Annotated in this window: 1 protein-coding gene; it reads right to left on the bottom strand. The window is 74.3% G+C overall.

Going from position 1 to position 253, the window contains the following annotated elements; translation table 11 throughout:
• The coding region (locus PU724_RS34080; RefSeq protein WP_426213874.1) for a hypothetical protein at positions 1–253 on the bottom strand (253 nt) is incomplete at both ends.

Below are 253 nucleotides of genomic sequence, written 5' to 3' on the forward strand. Positions count from 1 at the left end.
TGGTCGTGGCGGCCGATGCGCTCGACGCCGAGCAGCTCCGCCCAGATGCCGGCCAGCGCCGTCTCGACCTCGCCTTGCGGCGCCGCATAGGCGGCCCGCGCATAGGCATCGTCGTCGGGAACAGGCAGCCCCTGGCGGTCGAGCTTGCCGTTGGCCGTCAGCGGCAGCGCCGCAAGCCGCACGAACGCCGACGGCACCATGTAGTCGGGCAGCCGCGCGCCAAGATGCGCGCGCAAGGCGCCGGCAAGCGCGC

This window comes from Mesorhizobium abyssinicae (assembly GCF_049887195.1).
Taxonomy (GTDB): Bacteria; Pseudomonadota; Alphaproteobacteria; order Rhizobiales; family Rhizobiaceae; genus Mesorhizobium; species Mesorhizobium abyssinicae.